General features: G+C 64.0%; 17 protein-coding genes, 1 tRNA gene and 1 pseudogene. 12 read left to right on the forward strand and 7 right to left on the reverse strand.

Going from position 1 to position 16,620, the window contains the following annotated elements; all coding sequences use genetic code 11:
- Positions 1-24 precede the first annotated feature (24 nt).
- Positions 25-100 (forward strand) — tRNA-Lys (locus tag AYK61_RS10705).
- Positions 101-325: 225 nt separating this feature from the next.
- Entirely contained in the window at positions 326-1,069 is a 744-nt protein-coding gene (locus tag AYK61_RS10710) for a DUF2335 domain-containing protein (RefSeq protein ID WP_121870774.1), read from the forward strand.
- Positions 1,070-1,090: 21 nt separating this feature from the next.
- On the opposite strand, the gene AYK61_RS10715 is transcribed toward AYK61_RS10710, so the two are convergent.
- Entirely contained in the window at positions 1,091-1,399 is a 309-nt protein-coding gene (locus AYK61_RS10715; protein WP_121870775.1) for a hypothetical protein, read from the reverse strand.
- Positions 1,400-1,625: 226 nt separating this feature from the next.
- Between AYK61_RS10715 and AYK61_RS10720 the strand changes: the two genes are divergently transcribed.
- From AYK61_RS10720 to phoU, 5 genes are all read left to right on the forward strand, one after another.
- Complete coding sequence (locus tag AYK61_RS10720; RefSeq protein ID WP_121870776.1) at positions 1,626-1,859, forward strand: hypothetical protein; 234 nt, start codon at positions 1,626-1,628, stop codon at positions 1,857-1,859.
- Positions 1,860-2,402: 543 nt separating this feature from the next.
- The gene (locus tag AYK61_RS10725) at positions 2,403-3,359 is read left to right on the forward strand and encodes an acyl-ACP desaturase (RefSeq protein ID WP_121870777.1); all 957 of its coding nucleotides are present in this window, start codon (positions 2,403-2,405) and stop codon (positions 3,357-3,359) included.
- Between the two features lie 94 nt (positions 3,360-3,453).
- Entirely contained in the window at positions 3,454-4,593 is a 1,140-nt protein-coding gene (gene dusB / locus AYK61_RS10730; RefSeq protein WP_121870778.1) for a tRNA dihydrouridine synthase DusB, read from the forward strand.
- Positions 4,594-4,711: 118 nt separating this feature from the next.
- The gene (locus AYK61_RS10735) at positions 4,712-6,634 is read left to right on the forward strand and encodes an LCP family protein (RefSeq protein WP_121870779.1); all 1,923 of its coding nucleotides are present in this window, start codon (positions 4,712-4,714) and stop codon (positions 6,632-6,634) included.
- A gap of 66 nt (positions 6,635-6,700) precedes the next feature.
- The gene (gene phoU / locus AYK61_RS10740) at positions 6,701-7,375 is read left to right on the forward strand and encodes a phosphate signaling complex protein PhoU (RefSeq protein WP_121870780.1); all 675 of its coding nucleotides are present in this window, start codon (positions 6,701-6,703) and stop codon (positions 7,373-7,375) included.
- A 154-nt stretch (positions 7,376-7,529) separates the two neighbouring features.
- Here the strand turns inward: phoU and pstB are convergent, their stop codons facing one another.
- From pstB to AYK61_RS10770, 6 genes are all read right to left on the reverse strand, one after another.
- Positions 7,530-8,306 (reverse strand): phosphate ABC transporter ATP-binding protein PstB, encoded by a 777-nt coding sequence (gene pstB / locus AYK61_RS10745; protein ID WP_121870781.1) that lies wholly within the window; start codon positions 8,304-8,306, stop codon positions 7,530-7,532.
- Between the two features lie 37 nt (positions 8,307-8,343).
- A complete protein-coding gene (gene pstA, locus AYK61_RS10750) occupies positions 8,344-9,252 on the reverse strand; it encodes a phosphate ABC transporter permease PstA (RefSeq protein WP_121870782.1) in 909 nt (302 codons plus the stop codon).
- 3 nt (positions 9,253-9,255) lie between these two features.
- Positions 9,256-10,293 (reverse strand): phosphate ABC transporter permease subunit PstC, encoded by a 1,038-nt coding sequence (gene pstC, locus AYK61_RS10755; RefSeq protein WP_121870783.1) that lies wholly within the window; start codon positions 10,291-10,293, stop codon positions 9,256-9,258.
- Between the two features lie 87 nt (positions 10,294-10,380).
- Complete coding sequence (gene pstS, locus AYK61_RS10760; RefSeq protein ID WP_121870784.1) at positions 10,381-11,478, reverse strand: phosphate ABC transporter substrate-binding protein PstS; 1,098 nt, start codon at positions 11,476-11,478, stop codon at positions 10,381-10,383.
- Between the two features lie 203 nt (positions 11,479-11,681).
- Positions 11,682-12,587, reverse strand: a complete 906-nt coding sequence (gene mshD / locus AYK61_RS10765; RefSeq protein ID WP_121870785.1) for a mycothiol synthase — start codon at positions 12,585-12,587, stop codon at positions 11,682-11,684.
- Positions 12,588-13,349 (reverse strand): response regulator transcription factor, encoded by a 762-nt coding sequence (locus AYK61_RS10770; RefSeq protein ID WP_121870786.1) that lies wholly within the window; start codon positions 13,347-13,349, stop codon positions 12,588-12,590.
- Positions 13,350-13,479: 130 nt separating this feature from the next.
- On the opposite strand from AYK61_RS10770, the pseudogene AYK61_RS10775 reads away from it, so the two are divergent.
- The 5 genes and pseudogenes from AYK61_RS10775 to AYK61_RS10795 all read left to right on the forward strand — a co-directional run bounded on the left by AYK61_RS10775 (position 13,480) and on the right by AYK61_RS10795 (position 16,586).
- Positions 13,480-14,258 (forward strand): annotated as a pseudogene (locus AYK61_RS10775) (LmeA family phospholipid-binding protein).
- Positions 14,255-14,674 (forward strand): thioredoxin family protein, encoded by a 420-nt coding sequence (locus AYK61_RS10780; RefSeq protein WP_121870787.1) that lies wholly within the window; start codon positions 14,255-14,257, stop codon positions 14,672-14,674. Before AYK61_RS10775 ends, AYK61_RS10780 begins: the two are co-directional and overlap by 4 nt.
- A 253-nt stretch (positions 14,675-14,927) precedes the next feature.
- On the forward strand, positions 14,928-15,404 hold the full coding sequence (locus AYK61_RS10785; protein ID WP_121872656.1) for a DUF4395 domain-containing protein: 477 nt from the start codon (positions 14,928-14,930) through the stop codon (positions 15,402-15,404).
- Positions 15,405-15,442: 38 nt separating this feature from the next.
- Complete coding sequence (locus AYK61_RS10790; protein ID WP_068049880.1) at positions 15,443-16,279, forward strand: sulfurtransferase; 837 nt, start codon at positions 15,443-15,445, stop codon at positions 16,277-16,279.
- Position 16,280: 1 nt separating this feature from the next.
- The gene (locus AYK61_RS10795) at positions 16,281-16,586 is read left to right on the forward strand and encodes a DUF1416 domain-containing protein (protein WP_121870788.1); all 306 of its coding nucleotides are present in this window, start codon (positions 16,281-16,283) and stop codon (positions 16,584-16,586) included.
- The last annotated feature ends 34 nt before the right edge of the window (positions 16,587-16,620 follow it).

The raw sequence follows: 16,620 nt of genomic DNA on the forward strand, positions 1-16,620 counted from the left end.
CGGCCCATTACACTTTCGAGCCGCGCCCCTATAGCTCAGTTGGTAGAGCTACGGACTTTTAATCCGCAGGTCGTAGGTTCGAGTCCTACTGGGGGCACCATCTTGACCAGGTATTTCCTGGTCAGACGCGGTATCTGCGGTCTCCGAATCGGTCGAAGTGGTCACCGAATGGTCTCGAGAGCTATCACGAAGCGCCTGGTCACGGCCCGCGCGAGGCACCAAGCCACCATGACGGAAATGTCGACGGCGAGAACCCCCGAGCTCAATCGGGCAACCCGCTGGACTCCGTGGTTTTGCGCCTCTAGTTTGTTGTCCGGTAGCCGCAATGTATTTCCTGAGCCCTCCCAGCAAGAAAGAGGTACCTTTGAGTGATGAAGCGGACCACCAGCGCCAAGGCAGCGACCCAACGCGCCCGGGCTCGGGGGGTGGACACGATGGCCATTCAGCCACGACGGATGCTAACCACTCAACGCCGCCAAGCGGTGTCGGCGCAGTCGATAGCCAGGAAGGCGACCAAGGCAGTCAGCGGAGTCCGAATCAAGTAGCCGACGAAAACGTCGTCGACGTCGTCGAGGAAATTCTCGAAGGCGAACTGACCGACTCCGAATTGTCGGAGCGTATCCACGAGCAGATTTGGGAAGCACCCCTTCCACCTCCGGCCGCATTGGCCGCTTACGAGCGAGTCCTTCCTGGTGCGGCTCATCGCGTTCTGGCTATGGCGGAGCGGCACGTGGGCATACACGAAGCGCGACAAGAAACTGTGCGTGCTGCAGTCGATGGCCAGGTCAAGGTCGAAGTCACCATCGCCGAGGCGGACAGAGACTCGCTGAAGCGCGGCCAGTACCTCGCAACCACAGTGTCGGCGTTTGTGTCCGCACTGGCTTTCGCAGGCCTCTTCCTCACCCCCTGGGCTGCCGTTGGGTTTGCGGTTCCACTTGCTCATATTGCTTCGACCCTGGTCCGCACAGTGTCTGACGGTCATAACACGTCGATCAAGCAACACCACGACGGCAGCGACGAAGCAGGCGCGTCTGGCGACCCTGAGTCAGATACCCCCTCGCCCCAGTAGCAGCCATTCGCCGCTATGCAATCACCGTAGGTATTGCAGCTGGTAGTGCAGGATTACCGGCTGCTCTTCTGCGGACATTGCCCACAGGATCGCTACATCGTGGTCGACATACGAAGACGTTTTGATCACCTCCACGTAGAACGGCCGCCCCGCCCGCTCGAACTTCGCTCGACGCAACTCAGGATGGTTCGGACTGCTGGCGATCAGCTGAACAACTCGTTTGATCTCGGACTCGATGTACTCCGAGTCGAGCGGGCACAGGCTTTCTACGTACATCGATAGGTCGTCGAGGGTCTTCGCCGCGTTGGGCGTGTGGGTGATTTCTGCCATGCGTGCACATTACCCCATTGCCCCATTACCCCGCTTGCAACATTTGGTTGTTACCCAATCGAGGTTGAGTGCCTGGTTACGATGTGGCATTCTGGTCCGGTAGGCCGGAACACCGGAGTGGAACCGTGGCATCCGACTGACCAAGAAAACCACCACAGGCACGAATCCAAGATGAGCGCACCTCAGCCCCAGGTGTGGGGTTTGTGCACTTCCCAGAGGAGATTGAATGTCCAGTGCAAGCATCCTGGTCGAGACCGACGCGAGAGGTCGAGCCAACCTGAGCAAGTTCGGCAAGAACGCCCGATTCTTGGCGCGCGAGGATGAAAATGGAACAGTCATTCTCGAGCGCGCGGTCGTCATGACAGAGACCGAAGCAAGATTTCATAGGAATCCCGAAGCAGTTGCTGCGGTCGATTCCTTCATCGCCGACGAATCTGACGTCGTCACGCGCGAGATTTAGTCACAGGCAATTAGTCAAACCAACCATCAACCTTCCGAGCACCCCGCATTTCGATGCGGGGTGCTTCGCTGTCGAAGGCAGGTTTCGGGTGGCTTCAAAGTGGTCGCAGACAATCCGTGTGACCACGTGACCACCCATCCCCAACTGGCGGCATGGAGGTCCGGCGACCAGTTCCAACTGTCACTCACCGGGTTTCACCGTCATCAGGTGTCACGGACTCGTTCCGACTTTTGATCCGCAGGTCGTAGGTTCGAGTCCTACTGGGGGCACCACACACCGTCCGGGTAACAGTGATCACACCTGTCCGGAACGTACACTCGGGAGTAACGATCGGCCGAGACCGAGCGACGTGCAGGGGGAACTGCAGCGGTCGTGAACTCGCGAAGGCCGGCCGGAAGATCGGCGCTCCGGGGGCACTTCCGCCGATCGACACCGAAACATCACGACCGCCGGAACAGCAAGTGAACAGGCGCGACGAGGTTCACACCGAACCTACGGTGCCGTAAGCTGGACCGGTCGTACGCAATCTATGGAGGCGATCTAATGGCGAGGGATCTGACACAGCTCGAGCTTCTGCAAGAGCTGGTGCCCACTGCCGAGGACAATGTGAACCGTCACATTTCGATGGCGCGGGAGTGGCACCCTCACGACTACGTTCCGTGGGACGAAGGCCGTAACTTCGCCGCACTCGGCGGCCAGGACTACGACCCGGAGCAGTCCAAGCTCTCCGACGTCGCACAGGCCGCGATGATCACCAACCTGCTCACCGAGGACAACCTGCCGTCCTACCACCGTGAGATAGCCGAGAACTTCTCCCAGGACGGTGCCTGGGGAACCTGGGTCGGTCGCTGGACCGCCGAGGAGAACCGCCACGGCATCGTCATGCGCGACTACCTCGTCGTCACCCGCGGCGTCGATCCCGTCGCCCTCGAAGAAGCCCGCATGATCCACATGACCAACGGCTACGTCTCGCCCGCCGGGGCAGGTGTTGGTCTGCTGCACTCGGTCGCGTACGTGACCTTCCAGGAACTCGCCACCCGCGTCTCGCACCGCAACACCGGCAAGGTCTGCGACGATCCCATCGCCGACCGCATGCTCCAGCGCATTGCGGCCGACGAGAACCTGCACATGATCTTCTACCGCAACATCACCGGCGCGGCGATGGACATCTCGCCCGACCAGACTCTCGACGCGGTCTCCGACATCGTGACGAACTTCGTCATGCCCGGTGCCGGGATGCCGAACTTCCGCCGCAACGGTGTGCTGATGGCCAAGCACGGCATCTACGACCTGCGTCAGCACCTCGAGGACGTCGTCTGGCCGGTGCTGCGCAAGTGGAGCGTCTTCGAGCGCAACGACTTCACCGCACGCGGTGAGAACAAGCGCGAAGAACTCGCCGCGTTCCTCGAAGACCTCGAACGTCAGGCCACCAAGTTCGAGGAGATGCGCGATCGCTCCCTCGCCCGCGAACGCGCGAAGGCCGAAGCACGCGCGTCGTAAGCTCGGATCGACTGGTGTGCCCGGTACCGACCTCGGTACCGGGCACCCTTTTTTCTCCTGACAGTTCTCCCTCCGTTCCAAAGGCTTGTGTTCCATGACATTGCAGATCGGCTCACTCGAGTTGCGCAGCCCCGTCGTCCTCGCACCGATGGCCGGCGTCACCAATGTGGCGTTCCGCACCCTGTGCAGGGAGCAGGAGTTGAAGCGGGCAGGCAGCACCTCGGGCCTGTACGTGTGCGAGATGGTCACAGCACGCGCGCTCGTCGAACGGCAGCCGGCCACGATGCACATGACGACCTTCGGCCCCACCGAAACCCCGCGGTCACTGCAGCTCTACACCGTCGATCCGGACACCACGTACGCCGCGGCGAAGATGATCGTCGACGACGATCTGGCCGACCACATAGACATGAACTTCGGCTGCCCGGTTCCGAAGGTCACCCGAAAGGGCGGCGGTGCCGCACTGCCGTACAAGCGGAACCTGTTCGGCCGCATCGTCGCTGCTGCCGTCAAGGCGACCGAGGGCACCGACATTCCTGTCACCGTCAAGTTCCGTGTGGGCATCGACGAGAACCACCACACCCATCTCGATGCAGGTCGAATCGCCGCCGACGAGGGCGCGGCGGCAGTGGCGTTGCACGCCAGAACTGCCTCGCAGCGTTACTCCGGCACCGCCGACTGGAACGAGATCGCTCGACTCAAGGAACATGTCTCCGGCATCCCGGTACTGGGCAACGGTGACATCTTCTCGGCGTCCGACGCGGTCCGCATGATGGCGGAGACCGGGTGCGACGGCGTCGTCGTCGGGCGTGGTTGCCTCGGTCGGCCCTGGCTGTTCGCAGAACTCAGTGCCCGACTGAACGGCAGGCCCGAGCCCACTCCACCCACCCTCGGCGAGGTGGCCACCATCATCGCTCGACATGCCGAGCTGCTTGCTCAGCATCACGGCGAGAGCAAGGGTCTGCGTGAGCTGCGCAAGCACGTGTCGTGGTACCTCCGCGGGTTTCCGGCGGGATCGGACCTGCGGGTCTCGATGGCGTTGGTGTCCACTCTCGCCGAACTGGACGACCTTCTGGCACAACTCGATCCGACCGTTCCGTTTCCCAAGGACGCCGAAGGTCCTCGTGGTCGGCAGGGCTCGCCGGGCGCGGTGTCGCTGCCCGACGGTTGGCTCGACGATCCGGAGGACGTCTGCGTCCCCGCCGGTGCCGACCTGATGCATTCCGGCGGCTGATTCGCAGCTGACCAGCCGCCCACCTCGCACGAGTGGACCATGCCGCTCGAGTCAGTACTATGGCTGGGATTGCCGAGTTGACGGCGCGTGCGTGTGATGGAAGGCCAGGTTCGAATTCGTGGGAGACGATCGAGAGTCGGGCCCGTCCGTGCCCGAGGGTCGCGCCCCGTGGGAGCGCCCGCTGTCATCGATCGGACGTTCCGGACAGCGCCCACCTCGCTCCGACCGCCCTGCAACACCGGACGCGGAGCAACCGCCTCAGCCCGGAGACAGCGGCAGGCTCGGCAAACGATCACCGCGTAACGCCGACACCGTCTCGGTGGCCGAGTTGGTGGACAAGATGTCGCGCTCGGGATCGATGCGGCGGGTGCCGGCCGAACGTCCCGAAGTCGAGGAGCCGACCGAGGTCATCGCCCCCATCACCGATTCCACTCCCCCGCCCGCCCGAGCAGTGCCGCCGACTCCGCCCCCGCATGCGGCACCGGAACCGGTGGGATCGCCCGCAGCGGATCGCCCGGCTCTGACGCGATTGGCGATGAGCCGAGTGCGTCGACGCCGTCGGGTGCGGATGATCGGCCGAAGCCTGGTCTCCCTCGTCGCGATCCTGGCGGTGGCCCTGACCGGAGTGGTGTGGGGATACCTACGCAATACCGATCAAGGATTTCTCCAGGTCGCCGCGCTCGACCCCGATTCGACCGACGTCGTCGACGCTGCAGGCCAATACGGCGACGAGACATACCTGATCGTGGGCACCGACACCCGCGCCGGTGCCAGCGGTGAGGTGGGAGCCGGTACCGTCGCCGACGCCGAAGGATCGCGCTCGGACACCGTCATGTTGGTCAACATCCCCGCCGACCGCAGTCGCGTCGTCGCGGTGTCCTTCCCCCGCGACCTCGACGTGACACGGCCGGAGTGCGAGCAGTTCGACAACGTCACCAATACCTACACCGGGGAGATGTTCCCCGAGGCCTACGGCGACAAGCTCAACGCCACCTATGCCCTCGGCGGCCCGAAGTGTCTGGTCAAGACAATCCAGAAGATCTCGGGCCTGCGCATCGGACACTTCGTAGGGATGGACTTCGCCGGGTTCGAGTCCATGGTCGACGAGGTCGGTGGTGTCGAGGTCTGCACGGCGCAACCCCTGTTCGACTACGAACTCGGAAATGTCCTTCCCGACGTCGGAACACAGCGCATCGATGGCCGAACCGCACTGAACTACGTTCGGGCGCGCAACGTCGAGTCCGAGGGCAACGGCGATTACGGCCGCATCAAGCGACAGCAGCGTTTTCTGTCGTCACTGCTCCGGTCTGCTCTCTCGAACAACGTGCTGCTCGATCCAGGCAAGCTCAACGGGTTCGTCAACGCGTTCACCTCGGACACCTTCGTCGAGAACGTCAGGACTCAGGACCTGGTGACACTGGGACGCTCGCTGCAGAACGTGGACGCCGGTGCGGTCACCTTCCTGACCATCCCCACCACCGGCACCAACGACTACGGCAACGAGATCCCCAACGACGACGCGATCGGTGCGATCTTCCAGGCCATCATCGACGACGCTCCTCTGCCCGGTGAGGACCGCGCGGAGCCGGTCACACCCGAAGCGCCCGCACCTGCCGCCGCACCCGACGCGCCGCTGTTGGCCGTCGATCCGGGAACCGTCTCTTTGCAGGTGTCCAACGCATCCGACATCGCCGGGATGGCTCAGACGGCGTCGGACGAACTCGCGGTCTACGGATTCCAGATCCTGACGGTCGGCAACTTCTCGGGCACCGCCGCCCAGACCGTGGTGCGCCACTCGCAGGATCAGGAGGCGGCTGCGGCGACGGTCGCATCGGCGATCCCCGGCGCTGCCATCGAGCTGGCACCGAGCCTGAACAATGTCGTCGAGGTCGTCCTCGGCTCGAACTATCCCGGATACACCCAGTACCCGACGGCATTCGGCACCGAAATCGATCCCACTCAGGTGGAAGGCACCACCCAGAGTGCGCCCCTTCCGGAGGATCTCTCGTACACCAACGCCGCCGACGACACGTGCGCCTGACTTCATTCATGCTCCGTTAACCCTCGGGACAGAGAACTGGTCGGAGTGACCTACTAAACTTCGCTCATGCGCGTCGCCTACAACGAACAGATGAACGAGCTTGCCGATCTCCTCGGAGAGATGGCGAGCCTGGCTGGTACGGCCATGGAAAAGGCCACTCAGTCCCTCCTTCAAGCAGACCTGGTGCTCGCCGAGCAGGTCATTTCCGAACACGACAGGATCACCGAGCTCAGCGCGGTGTGCGAGGAGAAGGCCTTCACGCTTCTCGCCCTGCAGGCTCCGGTCGCAGGCGATCTCCGTTCGGTGGTGGCCGGCATTCAGATCGTCGCCGACATCGACCGTATGGGCGCACTCGCACTCCACGTCGCCAAGATCACCCGTCGCAGGCACCCGAACCACGCCCTCCCCGAGGTGGTCAACGGGTACTTCGCCGAGATGGGTCGCCTCGCCGTTCAGATCGGCGCTTCGGCCCGTGAGGTCCTCGAGACCCGCGATCCCGAGCGCGCTGCGAAGCTGCAGGAGGAGGACGAGGCAATGGACGACCTGCACCGTCACCTCTTCACGGTGTTGATGGACCGCGAGTGGAGCCACGGCGTCGCCGCTGCAGTCGACGTGACCCTGCTGGGCCGCTTCTACGAGCGGTTCGCCGATCACGCCGTCGAGGTCGGCCGTCGAGTGATCTTCCTGGTGACGGGCGAACTGCCCCTCGACCTGAGCCACAACAACATTCCCACCTCGTAATACCCACCCTCGTCGAGACCGAGTGGCGCTGCGCTGCAGCGCTACTCGGCTTTCGTAGCGGAGTAGCCAGCCGCATCGGACCAACGATCGTAGACACGCACGAAGAACCCCCGCCGAGCTTTCGCTCGACGGGGGTTCTGGCGTTCGTGTGCGGTTATCCGAAGCGGCCGGAGATGTAGTCCTCAGTGGCCTTCTGCGTCGGGTTGGAGAAGATCTTCTCGGTGTCGTCGATCTCGATGAGCTTGCCGGGCTTGCCGGTCGCCTCGAGGTTGAAGAAGCCGGTCTGATCGCTCACACGTGCGGCCTGCTGCATGTTGTGCGTGACGATCACGATCGTGAAGTCCTGCTTGAGTTCCTGGATCAGGTCCTCGATGGCAAGGGTGGAGATGGGGTCGAGAGCCGAGCACGGCTCGTCCATCAGCAGAACGTCGGGCGAGACGGCGATCGCGCGAGCGATGCACAGACGCTGCTGCTGACCGCCGGAGAGGCCGCCGCCTGGCTTGTCGAGGCGATCCTTGACCTCGGTCCAGAGGTTGGCACCCTTGAGCGAGCGCTCGGCGATCTCGTCGAGTTCCTTCTTGCCGCGGCCGCCCTGCAACTTCAGGCCGGCAACGACGTTGTCCCGGATCGACATCGTCGGGAAGGGGTTGGGGCGCTGGAAGACCATGCCGATGGTGCGACGCACACCCACTGGGTCGACGCCGCCGCCGTAGATGTCCTCGCCGTCGAGCAGCACCGAACCTTCGACGCGGGCACCGGGGGTGACCTCGTGCATGCGGTTGAGCGAACGAAGGACGGTCGACTTACCGCAGCCGGACGGTCCGATGAACGCGGTGACGCTGCGCGGCGGTACGGCCAGAGTGACGTCGGAGACGGCATGGAACTTGCCGTAGTAGATGTTGACGTCTTTGAGATCGAGACGCTTTGCCATGTTCTTCGTTCCTTAGGATTCGCTGGAGTCGGGTGGGTCAGAAGTTCTTGGGCGAGAAGAACTTCGAGACCAACTTCGCGCCGATGTTGAGTATTGCGACGATCAGGATCAGCGTCAGGGCTGCTCCCCACATGCGCTCAGCGGTGAGCACGCCGGTTCCTGCTTTCTGCAGGTCGACCATCATGAGCGGCAGAGACGTCTGCGGCCCCTCGAAGATGTTGAAGTTGATGGCGGTGGCCGATCCCACCAGGATCAGCACCGGTGCCGTCTCACCCATCACGCGGGCCAGGGCGAGCATGATTCCGGTGACGATGCCGGACAGGGCCGTGGGGATGACGATCTTGGCGATGGTCTTCCACTTCGGCACGCCGAGCGCGTAAGACGCCTCGCGCAGATCCTGAGGAACGATGCGCAGCATTTCCTCGGCCGACCGCACGATCACGGGGATCATCAGCAGAACGAGGGCGAATGCGACGGCAACACCGGATCGCTGGAATCCGAAGGTGGCGATCCACAGCGCGTAGATGAACAGGGCCGCGACGATGGACGGCACTCCGGTGAGGATGTCGACCATGAAGGTGGTGACTCGGGCCAGCCGCGCGCCCACACCGTATTCGACGAGGTAGATGGCGACGAAGATGCCGATCGGGATGGAGATGATGGCGCAGAACAGTCCTTGCAGGAGTGTGCCGACGATGGCGTGGTAAGCACCGCCACCTGCGATGAACTGGGTGACGCCGGCCTGCGAGTTCTGCCACCAGGTGGGCGACACGACCGCGGACAGTCCGCGGGAGATCACCGTGTAGAGCACCCAGATCAAGGGGACGAGAGCCACCAGCACCGAGAGGCTGACGAGGATCGTCGCCGACAGGTTGGACGCCTTACGCCGAGCGCTGACGCCCTGGAAGGTGGGTTCCTTGACGGGCTTGTCCATGGTTGCGGTCATGGGTCAGTCCTTCTTTCCGGCGATGGCGGCGCGAGCACCGGCGTTGACGACGAAGGTCAGGAGGAAGAGCACCAGACCCGCGGCGATGTAGGCACCGGCTTGGAGCGGGTTGTTGAACTCGCCCGCGGCCAGCGCGATCTTCGTGGCGAAGGTGGAACCGCCGTCGAACAACGTTCCGCCGAAAGTCGACTGAGTGCTGCGAATGATGATGTAGAGCGCGATGGTCTCACCGAGTGCACGACCGAGACCGAGCATGGAGCCACTGACGTAACCGGACTTTCCGAACGGAATGACCGTGGTGCGGACGACCTCCCAGCGGGTGGCCCCGAGTGCGAGAGCGGCTTCGATCTGCCCCTTCGGCGTCTGCATGAACACCTCGCGAGTGACGGCGGCGATGATCGGCAGGATCATGACGGCGAGCACGATGCCACCGGTGAAGATGGTGCCACCGCCGGCGATGGAGACCGACCCGGTACCGAAGAGCGGGAACCAACCCAGGTTGGTGTTCAGCCACTCGGCGAACGGGCTGATCACCGGCGCGAGGACGTACAGGCCCCAGAGACCGAAGACGATCGACGGGACTGCGGCCAGCAGGTCGATGACGTAACCGAGCGGTCCCGCAACTCGCTTGGGTGCGTAGTTCGTCAGGTAGATGGCGATGCCGAGTGCGACAGGCATCGCGAGGATCAGTGCGAACAGCGACACCGTGACGGTGACGAGGAACAGATCGAGAACACCGAACACCATGGCCGAGGTGTTGGTCGTGTCCCAGGCACCGTTGTAGGTCAGGAAGTTGACCGTGTTGTTCGACAGCGAGGGGATCGCGCGCCAGATCAGGAAGATGCCGACGGCGGCGATCAGGGCGATGATGAAGATACCCGAGCCCGTGGCGAGGCCGGAGAAGATCCTGTCACCGGGGCGGGTGACGGTCCCCGATTTTTTCTTCGTTGACAATTGTGGTTCTTCCGGTTTGTGCGCGGCACCCGCGGAGGGAGTGGTGGCCGCGGAGGGAACGCCGGTCATCGAGTGGGTGTCGCTCATACCGCTCACTGTCTCGTGTGGAGGTCGAGGACGGTCCTGCTTCGGCTCGCGTTTTCCCGAGCCGAAGCAGGATTACGTCTCATTGAATCAGGCGATTGCTTCGATAGCGGAGATCAGGCGCTCCTTGAAGCGGTCCGGCAGCGGCACGTAGCCGGCTTCTTCGAGGCCCTGCTGGCCCTCGTTCGCGGCGCTGAGCAGGAACGACTTGACTGCTGCCGAGGTGTCGGCGTCGTAGCCCGCCGAGCAGACGATCTCGTAGGTGGCGAGCACCAACGGGTAGGTGTCGGCCTCGTTGCTGGCGTACAACGTGTCGAGATCGAGCACCAGGTCGTTGCCCTCACCCGAGAAGGTCACGGCGTCGATGGCTGCGGCCGCCGTCTCGTTGCTCAGCTCGACCGGTCCGTTGCCGAAGTCGATGTTCGCGGCGCTGAGGCCTTCCTGCTCGACGAAGCCGAACTCGACGTACGTGACCGAGCCGGGAGTCCCGGAAACGGCCTGGGCGACGCCCGAGGAGCCGTTGGCACCTTCGCCGACGCCGCCGGCCCAGTCGGAGCTGTGATCGAGGGTCCACGCCTCGGGAGCAGCATCGCTCAGGAAACGCTGGAAGTTGTCGCTGGTGCCCGAGGAATCGGAGCGGTAGACCGGGGTGACCGGGGTGGCGGGCAGGTCGACGCCTTCGTTGAGGGCGGCGATCGCGGGATCGTTCCAGGTGGTGATCTGGCCGGTGAACATCCGTGCGGTGACATCGGGCGTGAGTACCAGGCTGTCGACGCCGTCGAGGTTGTAGGCCACTGCGACCGGCCCGAAGACCAGGGGCAGGTTCCATGCCGGGTTGCTGTCGCAGCGAGTGGCCGCTTCGGCTGCCTGCTCGTCCTTGATCGCGGAGTCGGATCCGGCGAAGTCGACCAGACCGGCGACGAACTGGGTACGACCGTTGCCCGAGCCGCTGGTGGTGTACTCGACGGACTTGCCGGAGCAGACGCTCGAGTAGACCGAGGTGAAGTTGGACATCGCGTTCTGCTGAGCAGACGATCCTTCGCCTGTGAGCGGAGACTTGCCCTCGCACGAGGCGGAAGAATCATCCGCGCCGACGGTTTCGACGTTCGCGTCGCTACCGCATGCGGTCAGCAACATGGCGCTGATGGCCACTGCACTCATGAGAGCACCGTTGCGCTTGAGGTTCACCTGTTTCCTCCGAGGAATCTTGGGCCGTGTCCACGGCTCGGACCTGATCGGCCGCGCTGTGACTGTGTGGGTGCCGGCTCGAGAAGAGAACCTCGCACCAGGCGGCGTAGGTTGCCGCCCATGGAGAAAGGTAGGGGCAGGTGGTAGACGTTTACCCCCGCGTGGGTGAACGGAAGATGAACACCGCAGTTGATATGTCCGTTTCAGACGCTGCGCGCGTATGCGGCGTCCACGTGGTAGTTCTCGAAACCCAGCTTGGTGTACGTGTGCACGGCAGCGGTGTTGTCGGCCTCGACGTAGAGCATGATCTGTCCCAGCTCTCTGCTGCGTAGGTAGTGCAGGCCGGCCAGCGTGAGCACTCGACCCAGACCACGCCCCTGCGACTGCGGGTCGATGCCGACCACGTACACCTCGCCGGTGGCCGGTTCCACACCTTCGGCCCGGTGGACCTTCGTCCAATGGAAACCGAGGAGGCGGTCACTGCCCTCCTCGAACGCCAGGAACAGGCCGGCCGGATCGAACCACGATTCTTCTCGTCGTGCGTCGATGTCGCGATCGGTCCAGCCACCCTGTTCGGGATGCCAGGAGAATGCCGCGTTGTTCACACGCAGCAGCTCGGCATCGTCCTGATGCCCTCGATAGGTTCGAAGTGAGATACCCTCCGGCACAACGACATCCGGCAGGTCGGGGTGCGCGGACGCGCGACGCATCTGCAGCAGCTCGCGAACCACCTGCAACTCGAGCCGCGCCGCAACGGACTGCGCAGCGGGCAGGTTGCCGTGTGCCCAGATTCGCGTGTCGGAGCCGATATCGAGTGCGCGAGAAATCAATTCACGTCCGATGCCGCGACCGCGGGCCGGAGGATCCACGACGGCCTCGGCCATCCCGTCGGCGATTCCGACGTAGCCGACGACACGATCACCCTCGGTGGAGACGAAACGAACCACCTCGTCACCGTCGTCGACGGCCTTGACGGCATGCTCCGACAAGGGCGCGGTGCCGTCGACTTCCGTTGCGCGGGAAAGGATTCGATGAATCTCGTAGGACACACGGGAAGACGGTGCGCCGCCGTCGATCGAATGGACGTCGAAGGCAGAATCCGAATTCATCTACGAGAGAGTACTCTCTTGCTCGAACTCGAAATTCGCATCGTCGGAATCGCCGTCGGCAGCGTCCGATGCCACCGGTCCGCCCTTGGCGTTGCGCGCCGGACGAACGGCCTTGTATCCGACGTTGCGCACCGTACCGATGAGCGACTCGTACTCGGTACCGAGCTTGGCACGGAGGCGTCGAACATGGACGTCGACGGTGCGCGTGCCACCGAAGAAGTCGTAGCCCCACACTTCCTGCAGGAGCTGGGCGCGGGTGAAGACCCGGCCCGCGTGCTGAGCCAGATACTTCAGCAGCTCGAATTCCTTGTACGTCAGATCGAGTGGACGACCTCGCAGTCGCGCCGTGTAGGTGCCCTCGTCGATGACGAGCTCGCCGAGCGTGATCTTGCCCGAGGTCTCGGGGCTGGCGACTCCTCCGCTACGGCCGACCAGCAACCGCAGTCGAGCGTCCAGTTCGGCGGGACCGGTACCGGGGAGCAGGATGTCGTCGAGGCCCCAATCGGAGTTCACCGCCACGAGGCCGCCTTCGGTGAGGACAGCGACGACGGGGATGGCAGATCCGGTACTTCCCAAGAGGCGACACAGTCCGCGAGCGGCAGCCAGATCGGTGCGAGCGTCCACCAGTGCGATGTCTGCCGAACCTGCTTCGAGAAGCGAGGACACCTCGGTGGGCACCGGACGGATGTGATGCGCCAGGAGAGCAAGGGACGGCAGAACGCCCTCCGGATTGGGATCGGAGGTCAGTAGTAGGAGCTCCACTGCGTCTCCATTCTTACTGCTGGCCGGTCCAGCCCAGGCTGGACTTGAGTGATCGTCAAGGACACAGACTAGCTTGTCCGTACAACCGGCCGAAGAGGGCGGTGCGCGATTCGTCGGTCACAATGGACCCGTGCGCACACTTCTCATCGGACTCGCCAGCCTGCTGGCCCTCGCGCTCGTGGTGGATTTCGGCGCTGCGGCCTACTCGGAGTACCGAGTCTCCCGCGCAATCCGCGCCGGCGGTGAGCTCACCTCGGACCCTCAGGTGATCGTGCACGGCTTCCCGTTCCTCACCCAGGCGGCGGACGGCCACTACGAGAACATCGAGATTCGAGCGCAGGACGTTCCGACCGAGTACGTCGGCTCGACGACGATCGAGGCCAATCTCCGCGGCGTGCACATCGCACTGCCCGACCTGGTCGACAACAACGTGCGGGCGATCCCGGTGGACGAGCTCGACGGCCGCGTCCGTATCGAGGCCACGGACCTCGGCCAGTTCCTCGGCATCGTCGACCTGCAGGTTTCCGCACCTCCGGCCGACAAGTCGGACGGCACCGGCGGTTCCGGTGGGTCGGGCAAGACCACGACCGGGGGCGTCGTGCTGACCGGAACGGTTCCGGTCGGCCCCTCGAGACGACGGTGAGCGTCCAGGCCGACCTGTTGCTCGAGGGTGACAGCGTCGCCATCGTCGCGACGGACTTCTACTTCGGCCCGGAGGGTCAGGCAGACTTCTCGATTCCCGAGTTCGCCAAGCCCACGGTCCTCGGACTGTTCACCAAGACCATCGAGCGTCAGAGCCTGCCCTTCGGACTCCTGCCGACCGACGTCTACGCGGAGGGCTCACAGATAGTCGTCGAAGGATCGGGCGAGAACGTGACCATCGACCTCAACGAGATCGAAAAGCCGTGACAGGGATCACAGTCCTGGCCGTCGTGGCGATCCTTGCCGTCGCTACCGGATTGTTCCTCCGCAGCCGATCGGGTGCGGTGCGGGCAGTGCGGAACACCGACTCCGAGACCGACACTCTGTACCCACTCCTGCTCGACGCGGGCGCCACGACCGACTCCGCGACCGTGCTGCACTTCTCGGCGGACTGGTGCGGACCGTGCGCAGCCGTGCGACGCGTCGTCCAGCAGGTGTTGGACGATCGAAGCGATGCCCGGGAACTCGAACTCGACATCGACGCCCATCCGATCCTCGCTCGTGAACTGGGCGTGCTGTCACTGCCCACGACGTTCGTCCTCGACACCACCTTGCAACGGCGCTCCAGAATCGCGGGGGTGCCGTCTGCGGCGGCACTACGGTCGGCGCTCGACGCACTGTGACCTCGCCTCTTCGGGCCGGCGGTAGGACGCGCCGCTGGTAGCGGGTACGATGCTCTTCGTGTTCTCCCGCCGCGAGCTGATGCTCACCAGTCGTCGCACAGTTGATCTGTGCCGACTGGGCGGTTGTTGCTGTCGCTGCTGCTGATTTCCTTCTGCCGCCACGCCCATGCGTGATGTACGGCCCGATGATCGAAATCCACGTCCGAGCACTGCCGATGCGGCGTGCCCCGGCCTCGCACAGGAGTACCTCTCGATGTCGACACCCGACACCCGGACCACCATCCCCACTGCCACGATCGACCAGGTGGACGTTCGCGGTCCGCGCTTCGCAGCGTGGATCACCACCGCCGTTCTGGTCGTCGTTCTCCTCCTGACCACGTTCTCGGTCCCCGCGGCGGCAATCCTGCTCGGGCTACAGGCGATCGTGTTCGGAATCGGAGCCGTCCGCGGACCCAAGCGCAGTCCGTACGGCACGATCTTCGCGACATTCGTCGCACCGCGGCTCTCCCCCACCAGCGAACGTGAGCCGGTCGCACCGTTGAAGTTCGCTCAACTGGTGGGCTTCGTGTTCGCCGCCGTGGGAGTTCTCGGCTTCGCGCTCGGCGCTCCCGTCGTCGGCACCGTGGCGGCAGGCTTCGCGTTGTTCGCGGCCTTCCTCAATGCCGCGTTCGCGGTGTGCCTCGGCTGCATGATCTACCCCCTCGCCGCGCGACTGCGCACCACTGCTTGACCCTCACCGATCCGTAAAGAAAGACCGAAAGGAACACCATGGCTCGCTCCGACGTCCTGGTCTCTGCCGACTGGGCCGAGCAGAACCTGAACGCACCGAAGACCGTCTTCGTCGAGGTCGACGAAGACGCAAGCGCCTACGACGGCGGACACATCGAAGGTGCGGTCAAGCTCGACTGGCGCAAGGACCTGCAGGACCCGGTTCGCCGCGACTTCCTCAATCAGGAGCAGTTCTCGGATCTGCTGTCGGCCAAGGGCATCAGCAACGACGACACCATTGTCCTGTACGGCGGAAACAACAACTGGTTCGCTGCCTACGCCTACTGGTACTTCAAGCTTTACGGCCACAAGGACGTCAAGCTCATCGACGGTGGACGCAAGAAGTGGGAACTCGACGGCCGGGCGCTGTCCAAGGACGTCGTCAGCCGCGAGACCACTCAGTACCGCGCCGAGGCACCCGACCTGTCGATCCGTGCGTTCCGCGACGAGGTCATCGACGCCATCGGCAACAAGAACCTGATCGACGTGCGTTCGCCCGACGAGTTCTCGGGCAAGATCCTCGCCCCGGCTCACCTTCCGCAGGAGCAGGCTCAGCAGCGTGGCCACGTGCCGTCCGCGATCAACATCCCGTGGAGCACGACCGCCAACGAGGACGGCACGTTCAAGTCCGACGAGGCGCTCGAAGAGCTGTACAAGACCAAGGGCTACGACGACAGCAAGGCCACCATCGCCTACTGCCGCATCGGTGAGCGTTCGAGCCACACCTGGTTCGTCCTCAAGGAGCTTCTGGGCAAGGAAGACGTCAAGAACTACGACGGCAGCTGGGTCGAATACGGCTCCCTCGTCGGAGCACCCATCGAGTTGGAGGTTCACTGATATGTGTGGAGCACCCTTACAGGGCCAGACCATCCCCGCAGGCGTCGACGTCGAGAAGGAAACGGTCATCACCGGCCGCGTCCTCGCAGGCGACGGTGAGCCCGTAGCAGGCGCGTTCGTCCGGCTGCTCGACGGCAGCGGCGAATTCACCGCAGAGGTCGTCGCGTCGGGCACCGGAGACTTCCGGTTCTTCGCCGCTCCCGGACAGTGGACGCTGCGTGCACTGTCGGCATCGGGCAACGGCGACACCGTGATCGCTCCCGAGGGCGCAGGCGTGCACTCGGCGAACGTCACCGTCGGAGTCTGATCCCACCGCTCGTACCGAACGAGAAAAGAACCCC

Origin of the sequence: Rhodococcus sp. SBT000017, assembly GCF_003688915.1 — a bacterium.
GTDB lineage: Bacteria > Actinomycetota > Actinomycetes > Mycobacteriales > Mycobacteriaceae > Rhodococcoides.

What these genes read in the sequence shown, in the direction of transcription:
- AYK61_RS10710 (WP_121870774.1), top strand. Translation starts at nt 326, where the DNA reads ATGTATTTCCTGAGCCCTCCCAGCAAGAAAGAGGTACCTTTGAGTGAT.
- AYK61_RS10715 (WP_121870775.1), bottom strand. Translation starts at nt 1,399, where the DNA reads ATGGCAGAAATCACCCACACGCCCAACGCGGCGAAGACCCTCGACGAC.
- AYK61_RS10720 (WP_121870776.1), top strand. Translation starts at nt 1,626, where the DNA reads ATGTCCAGTGCAAGCATCCTGGTCGAGACCGACGCGAGAGGTCGAGCC.
- AYK61_RS10725 (WP_121870777.1), top strand. Translation starts at nt 2,403, where the DNA reads ATGGCGAGGGATCTGACACAGCTCGAGCTTCTGCAAGAGCTGGTGCCC.
- dusB (WP_121870778.1), top strand. Translation starts at nt 3,454, where the DNA reads ATGACATTGCAGATCGGCTCACTCGAGTTGCGCAGCCCCGTCGTCCTC.
- phoU (WP_121870780.1), top strand. Translation starts at nt 6,701, where the DNA reads ATGCGCGTCGCCTACAACGAACAGATGAACGAGCTTGCCGATCTCCTC.
- pstB (WP_121870781.1), bottom strand. Translation starts at nt 8,306, where the DNA reads ATGGCAAAGCGTCTCGATCTCAAAGACGTCAACATCTACTACGGCAAG.
- pstA (WP_121870782.1), bottom strand. Translation starts at nt 9,252, where the DNA reads ATGACCGCAACCATGGACAAGCCCGTCAAGGAACCCACCTTCCAGGGC.
- pstC (WP_121870783.1), bottom strand. Translation starts at nt 10,293, where the DNA reads ATGAGCGACACCCACTCGATGACCGGCGTTCCCTCCGCGGCCACCACT.
- mshD (WP_121870785.1), bottom strand. Translation starts at nt 12,587, where the DNA reads ATGAATTCGGATTCTGCCTTCGACGTCCATTCGATCGACGGCGGCGCA.
- AYK61_RS10785 (WP_121872656.1), top strand. Translation starts at nt 14,928, where the DNA reads ATGTCGACACCCGACACCCGGACCACCATCCCCACTGCCACGATCGAC.
- AYK61_RS10790 (WP_068049880.1), top strand. Translation starts at nt 15,443, where the DNA reads ATGGCTCGCTCCGACGTCCTGGTCTCTGCCGACTGGGCCGAGCAGAAC.
- AYK61_RS10795 (WP_121870788.1), top strand. Translation starts at nt 16,281, where the DNA reads ATGTGTGGAGCACCCTTACAGGGCCAGACCATCCCCGCAGGCGTCGAC.